This is a genomic window from Asaia sp. SF2.1, assembly GCF_000505765.1.
Taxonomy (GTDB): domain Bacteria; phylum Pseudomonadota; class Alphaproteobacteria; order Acetobacterales; family Acetobacteraceae; genus Asaia; species Asaia bogorensis.
The window spans coordinates 45443-50475 of sequence record NZ_AYXS01000011.1; the positions used below are offsets into that span (position 1 = coordinate 45443).

At 59.8% G+C, this 5033-nt stretch carries 4 protein-coding genes; 2 read left to right on the forward strand and 2 right to left on the reverse strand.

Translation table 11 applies throughout. The features are described from left to right. Positions 1 to 95 precede the first annotated feature (95 nt). Complete coding sequence (locus P792_RS26380; protein ID WP_023978321.1) at positions 96 to 1292, reverse strand: aminotransferase; 1197 nt, start codon at positions 1290 to 1292, stop codon at positions 96 to 98. Positions 1293 to 1749: 457 nt separating this feature from the next. Between P792_RS26380 and glnA the strand changes: the two genes are divergently transcribed. Then, on the forward strand, positions 1750 to 3237 hold the full coding sequence (glnA, locus tag P792_RS26385; RefSeq protein WP_023978322.1) for a type I glutamate--ammonia ligase: 1488 nt from the start codon (positions 1750 to 1752) through the stop codon (positions 3235 to 3237). 57 nt (positions 3238 to 3294) lie between these two features. Here glnA and P792_RS26390 read toward each other — a convergent pair whose 3' ends face one another. After that, on the reverse strand, positions 3295 to 4266 hold the full coding sequence (locus tag P792_RS26390; RefSeq protein WP_023978323.1) for a LysR family transcriptional regulator: 972 nt from the start codon (positions 4264 to 4266) through the stop codon (positions 3295 to 3297). A gap of 128 nt (positions 4267 to 4394) precedes the next feature. On the opposite strand from P792_RS26390, the gene P792_RS26395 reads away from it, so the two are divergent. Then, a complete protein-coding gene (locus P792_RS26395) occupies positions 4395 to 4925 on the forward strand; it encodes an SRPBCC domain-containing protein (protein ID WP_235075434.1) in 531 nt (176 codons plus the stop codon). Positions 4926 to 5033: the final 108 nt, after the last annotated feature.

Below are 5033 nucleotides of genomic sequence, written 5' to 3' on the forward strand. Positions count from 1 at the left end.
GATGGTGCTGCGGGCAGTGGGGGGGGCAACGGGGCAAGCGGTGTGGAACCCACCCCGCTCGATCAGCGTGTGTCGACCCGCAAGATGACAGCCTATCAACCTTCCTGAGCAAGTTCTCCGTGTGGGGTCGGTGTGTAGCAGAGAGCCAGACGCCTGAGCGCTTCGTGAAGCACAGCTTCTGTCTTGCAGAACGCAAAGCGTATCAGGTGGCGCGGTGGGGGCGCACCCTCGGGGTCATAAAATGCCGAGACCGGGATAGCGGCGACTCCGGCCTCGGTCACGAGATCGCGGCAGAACGTCACGTCATCGCGTCCCCGGGCATGGGCGGTAATGTCGGCAACGACGAAATAACTTCCGTCAGCGGGTAGGGTAGGAAAGCCGAGCGCATGAAGCCCATTGGCAAACAGGTCGCGTCGCGCGCGCAGGCTGTCGGATAGTTCGGTGAAGAACGCCTCTCCCAGATCCAGCCCCTTCGCGACAGCGCGCTGAAGGTTCGGTGCGCTGGAAAACGCGACGATCTGATGAGCCTTTGCGATGACGGCGGCGAGATCAGGGCAGGCAGTAATGTAACCGATTTTCCACCCGGTCACCGAGAAGCTCTTTCCGGCACTGCCAATGCGAATGGCGCGTTCGCGCATGCCGGGCCGTGTCATGAGCGGGATATGTTTCACCCCGAATGTCAGATGCTCGTAAACCTCGTCGCACAGGGCATAGCAATCATGCTCGAGCACAAGCGAGGCGATAAGATCGAGCTCGTCCGTGGTGAAGACCTTGCCGCTGGGGTTCATGGGCGAGTTGAGCAGAACGAGCTTCGTTCTGGCCGAAAAGGCAGCCCGCAGATCGGCTCCAGGCAGGTGCCAGTCAGGGGCTTCCACCCGCACACAGCGCGGCACGGCACCAAGCATACGCAGCATGGGCAGATAGGTGTCGTAAAGCGGCTCGATCAGCACGACCTCATCACCCGGCTCGATGAGTGCCATCATGCTGACGGCAAGCGCCTCCGTGGCGCCTGAGGTCACAATCACTTCCTGCGCCGGATCGACCTGCAGGCCATAGTCACGGGTATTGGCCCGCGCCACCGCCTCACGCAGTTCAGGCAGGCCGGTCAGGGGAGCATACTGGTTGCGCTGGTCTTTCAGCGCCTCCGCAGCCGCATCAATCAGCGCAGCGGGGCCTTCCGTATCGGGAAAGCCCTGCCCCAGATTCACCGCCCCATGTGCAGCGGCAAGCTGGGACATGGTGGTGAAAATGGTGGTTGGCAAAGAGCTGAGAAAGGCGTTTGGTTTTTTCATGCCGGGCCTGCGCTGGAAAGGGACAGGGCATGATACCGGCTTAATGCGGGGTGTAAAATCGGCCCGATCCCGCATGCTGTCGCACCTTCATGGTGTCGATGGCGGCCTGACACGGTTCCGGTCGTGTGAAAGGGGCGTGGCCTCGCAGTCCTGCCGGCTGTCAGCCCGGTTGAAACCGGGACTCCACCGGTCAAGGCACATCACAGTCGCGTGCGAGGCAGAAAAAAACAACGATAAGGGAGCGAAACGCTCCGATATGCTATTTTTGTTGGTCAGTCATGCGTCGTTTTGCTTCCGGAAAGGGATATGGGGGGTCGGATGGGGCTCGAAGAGGGTCTTTTTCGTTATGTCAGACGCGTAAAAAACCTTTGGAATACTCGACAGTTCGCGAATCCTGTCCTAATCGTTTTGCAGCCGATCAGTGCGGCCCCTTGAGGCAGAAACAGGTAGTTGACAAATGGCGAAAAAAGCTCCAGCCGCGGCGTCCAAGGCTGCGTCCTCCACGATTGCAGCGCCCAAGCCGGGCAAGCCGGACAGCGCCGCTGTAAAGCGCGTTTTTGAGCTGATGCAGGAACACTCCGTCGAGCTGGTTGACCTGCGCTTCACCGACCCGAAGGGCAAGTGGCATCACACGACCCAGTGGCACACCACCATCGAGGAAGACACCTTCGTTGAAGGCTTCATGTTCGATGGTTCGTCGATTGCTGGCTGGAAGGCCATCAACGAATCCGACATGGTGCTCCTGCCTGACCCGACCACAGCCGTCATGGACCCGTTCTCGGCCAAGCCGCAGCTGATCCTGATCTGCGATATCGTCGAGCCCCGCACCGGCAATTTCTACGCCCGCGACCCGCGCGCGACGGCCAAGGCTGCTGAAGCCTATCTGAAGACCACAGGCCTGGGTGACACCGCCTTCTTTGGTCCTGAAGCCGAGTTCTTCATTTTCGACAACGTCAAGTTCGGCACGGGCCCGAACTACGGCACGTATCAGCTCGACAGCATCGAAGGCCCCGACGCCTCGATGAAGGACTACCCGGAAGGCAATATGGGCCATCGTCCGGTGGTCAAGGGCGGTTACTTCCCGGTCGCTCCGGTCGATAGCGAAGGCGACCTGCGCGCCGAGATGCTCTCCACCATGGGTGAGATGGGCCTGCCGATCGAAAAGCACCACCACGAAGTGGCACAGTCGCAGCACGAGCTGGGCACGAAGTTTGCCACGCTGGTGCAGTCGGCCGACTTCATGCAGATCTACAAGTACTGCGTGCACAACGTCGCCCATTCCTATGGCAAGACGGCCACCTTCATGCCGAAGCCCATCGCTGGCGATAACGGCTCGGGCATGCACGTGCATCAGTCGATCTGGCGCGATGGCAAGCCGCTCTTTGCAGGTGACCAGTATGCTGGCCTGTCGGAAGATGCGCTGTTCTACATTGGCGGCATCATCAAGCATGCCAAGGCGCTGAACGCCTTCACCAACCCGTCGACCAACTCCTACAAGCGTCTGATCCCGGGCTTTGAAGCCCCCGTTCTGCTCGCTTACTCGGCTGCCAACCGTTCGGCCTCATGCCGTATTCCGTACTCGGTAGGCCCGAAGGCAAAGCGCATTGAGGTCCGCTTCCCGGATCCGACCGCCAACCCCTACCTTGCCTTCGCCGCCATGCTGATGGCTGGCCTCGACGGCATCCGTAACAAGATCCATCCGGGCGAAGCCATGGACAAGGACCTGTACGAACTGCCGAAGGAAGAGCTGGCCCAGATCCCGACGGTCTGCGGTTCGCTCCGTGAAGCCCTTCAGGCCCTTGAAGCCGATTTCGCGTTCCTGCTCGAAGGCGATGTCTTCACCAAGGACCAGATCGAGAGCTACATCGAGCTGAAGTGGAAAGAAGTCTACAAGTTCGAGCACACGCCGCACCCGGCCGAGTTCGAAATGTACTACTCGGTCTGATCCGAGGAAAAAGCCCGGCTTTCGCGCCGGGCTTTTTTTATGTCTGCACCATTTTTCTCACCCCGCGCGGATTGGCATGATTTCGGTTGTCAGGCTGTGGTCGTGCTGGTTGGGAGAGGGAAGTGCCAGGTCATGGCACGTATCGGATAGCAGCTTACGCAAGGCGCGGTAGGCAGGATCCAGATGGGTGCGCTCTCCCCAGACAAGATATTTGTCAAACCCCGGCAGGACGAGCGGCGCAGGTGGCGCGAAAACCGCCAGATCATGACGTGTCGCCAGAAGGCGTGAGGGCAGCACGGCGACAAGATCTGTGCGGGTCAGAAGATCAGGCACCATGAGGAAGCCCGAGGTCGAAACGGCCACGTGGCGTTTCAGGCTCAAACGGCGCAGCGCAGCGTCGGTCATGGCCTCGAAGCCGCCTCCGTCTGGCGATACCACCACATGATCAGCCTTGCAGAACCGGTCGAGTGTCATGCCTCCGGAGAGAGCGGGATGCCCAAGACGGGTCGCACAGAGCCATGTCTCATGGAAAAGCTTTTGTGCATGCAGCGCTGGCGTGCAGGCTTCGCTGGCAAGCAACGCCCAGTCGAGAACCCCACGTTCAAGATGGTCCTGCGCTGTCTCCCCGTTCAGGTCATGCAGGGCAATGCGTATGCCAGGCGCCACGACCCGCAATCGGGCGATAAAGGGGAGGAGAACCGTGTGGATCGCATAATCGGTGGCGGCAACAGACAGGATAAGAGAGGCGGTTGCCGGATCGAAAATGACAGGCTCTGCCAGACTATCGAGCTGAGTCAGAATCGCACGTAATGGCTGGGCCAAGGCAAGGGCACGGGGGGTGCAGACGAGTGACCGCCCCTGACGCACAAGGAGCGGATCGTCAAAGGTCTCACGCAGCCGGGCAAGCATGTTGCTTATGGCAGGTTGTGTGACGCTCATGAGGGATGCGGTACGGGTGACGCTTTGTGTGGTGACGAGCATGTCGAGTGCACGCAGCTGTGTGAGATCGAGCCTTCCGAGCCTGTCCATAAGAGCTTTTCCCCTCCATGAAGGATGTTCGATTCATCACATCAAGTGATGGATCAGATCATCAATCATGATTTTTCATGATGGGACAAATCTGACAGTTCAGGGAGTAGTGAAGAGGAGATACCCCCATGACCCCCTATCCTGTGATGAACGCCATTCTCTGGCCTCAGGGGTACCTACCTGGCCTGGCGGATAATTTCGTTTCCAATGAATGCATCGTGGCTGACGTGCCGTTGCTCAGCGTGTGGGCACTTCTGACCCATCCGGATGAATGGCCCCGCTACTACGCGAACGCCGCCAACCCGCGTATTCACAACGACGATGGCCCGCAATTATCGGCAGGATGTCACTTTGCCTTCGAAACCTTCGGTTTCCCTGTTGAGGCCCGCGTCACGGAATATGTGGCACCCGAACACGGGAAACCCGGCAGATTGGCCTGGCATGGCTGGGCAGGAGAGAAGGGCACCGAGACACGGCTTGACGTGCATCATGCCTGGCTTGCTGAGATGCTGCCTGGCAACCGTTTGCGTGTCCTGACGCAGGAGACCCAGAACGGAGCACCCGTCAAGGCCCTGGCCACGACCCGGCCCAACCCGATGCTCAATGGCCATCAGGACTGGCTGGATGGGCTGATAAGACAAGCGCAGGGCTTTCTCTGACATCAGTATCCAGGCCAGGGCCGCCGATTAGCAATGGCGCAGTTGAGACAGGCCCGAGAGATGCCTGTTATTGGCTTGGCGGCGTGGTCGATCTGTCGGCAAGTCTGG